The organism is Bacteroides sp. RTP31139st1_H2_RTP31139_211217, assembly GCF_040227615.1.
GTDB lineage: Bacteria > Bacteroidota > Bacteroidia > Bacteroidales > Bacteroidaceae > Bacteroides > Bacteroides uniformis.
The window spans coordinates 2,256-4,389 of the sequence record NZ_JBCNZM010000252.1 but is presented as its reverse complement, the minus strand read 5'-3'; the positions used below and the strand labels follow the sequence as shown (position 1 = coordinate 4,389).

Sequence of the window (2,134 nt, the reverse complement as noted above, 5' to 3'; positions counted from 1 at the left end):
ATGCAAGGAAATAGGTTCTTACTTGTCCGACCTCACGGACAGGGAAAAAGATTGGACGGAAACTGCTGTAAAGGCTTTGGCAGATGCGACACCCGAAGCGATACCCTACGAGGAACTTGACATTAACATGGGTGAGCGTTGGATTGACACAAAGTTATATGCCGATTTTGCAACTGAACTTTTTGAGACCGAGACAAGCGTAATGTATTTCGATGTAAACGATACCTACATAGTACGCCTGCAAAGTTACTCTCCGGTGGCTTACAACACCTATTCCGTTCGTAACTATGACGGTGGGGATTTGTTTGTTCATGCCCTGCATGATACTGTACCTGAAATCACGAAAGAGATATGTCGCAACGGTGATAAGGTGCGTGTGCCGGACGAGGAAGCCATACAAGAGGCAGCCACCAAGATACAGGAGATTAGAGACCGTTTCAACCGCTGGCTTGACAGGCAGCCGATAGAGGTTCGGGACGAGCTGGTGAGGGTGTATAACGAGCGTTTCAACTGCTATGTCAGGCCGCATTATGACGGTTCGGCACAGACCTTTCCGCAGCTCTCTTTCGAGCAATTTCCATACGACAGCCTCTATCCCTCACAGAAAGATGCTATCTGGATGATTAAGCAGAACGGAGGCGGTATCTGTTGGCACGAGGTAGGCACAGGCAAGACGATGATAATGTGTGTTGCCGCCTACGAAATGAAACGTCTCGGATTGGCACACAAGCCGCTTATTATCGGGCTGAAAGCCAATGTACACGAAATCGCCGATACGTTCCGCAAGGCATACCCTACGGCCAAAGTTCTCTATCCGGGCAAGGAAGATTTTACCCCTGCCAACAGGCAAGAGGTCTTTTCAAAAATCAAGAATAATAACTGGGACTGCATCATACTCACGCACGACCAGTTCGCCAAGATACCGCAGTCAGAAGAGACCATGATAGATATATTCACGGAAGAGCTTGCCGATGTGGAGCGTAACCTCGAATTTTTGGAGCAGTCCACCATGCGTTACCGTAGCGGAAAAATGCAGGACGGACTGGAGAAGCGCAAACAGAACCTTGCAGCTAAACTACAAGAACTGCGCATGAAAATCAATAATCGGAAAGACGATGCGGTGGACTTTCACACAATGGGCATAGACCACATATTTGTCGATGAGAGCCATGTAATGAAAAATTTAATGTTTCAGACACGCCACACGAGGGTTGCAGGTATCGGCAATACCAAAGGCTCGCAAAGGGCGATGAACCTGCTGTTTGCCATCCGTGACATTCAGCGCCGGACAGGTCGTGACCTTGGGGCTACGTTTCTGTCGGGTACAGTGGTGGTAAATGCACTGACCGAACTATATGTGATGTTCAAGTATTTGCGTCCGCAGGAGCTTCAACGGCAACGGATTAGCTGTTTCGATGCGTGGGCAGCCATATTCACAAAGAAAACGGCAGATTATGAATTGAACGTGACAGGCTCGGTGAAGCGCAAAGAGCGTTTTCGTACTTACATCAAAGTGCCGGAGCTGGCAATGTTTCTGCGTGAGATTACGGATTACCGTACAGCCGACATGATAAATCTTGATGTACCTGAGAAGAACGTGCGTTTCCTCTCTTATCCCCCGACAATCGAGCAGGAGGAAATGATAGGACGCTTGGTATCTTTCGCCGGTAGCGGCCAGTGGGAGGACTTGGGGCTTGACGTTCCGCAACCCGACAACCTCGACAAGGCGAAAATGTTGGTTGCGACCAATGTAGCCCGAAAAATGGCTCTTGATATGCGCTTGTTGGGTTGCAAGTTCAAGGATGATGCCGATAACAAGGCTTCTATCTGTGCGAGGACAATCTATGACTACTATATACGCTCGAATGACAATCGGGGTACACAGTTCGTGTTCAGCGACCTTGGTACATACAAACCGAACGAATGGAACGTATATACCGACATCAAAGAGAAGTTGGTACGGCTCGGTATTCCTGCTGATGAAATACAGTTTATCCAATGCGCCACTACCGAGAGGGCAAGAAAAAAGCTGTTTGAAGAAATGAACAACGGAAAGGTGCGAGTTCTTTTTGGAAGCACGACCATGTTAGGCACAGGTGTGAACGCCCAGCAAAGGGCTGTGGCGGTGCATCAC

General features: G+C 48.7%; 1 pseudogene. It reads left to right on the top strand.

Annotated elements, in window-relative coordinates:
- A pseudogene (locus tag ABUA47_RS23255) lies at positions 1-2,134 on the top strand (DNA methylase); the annotation flags it as partial.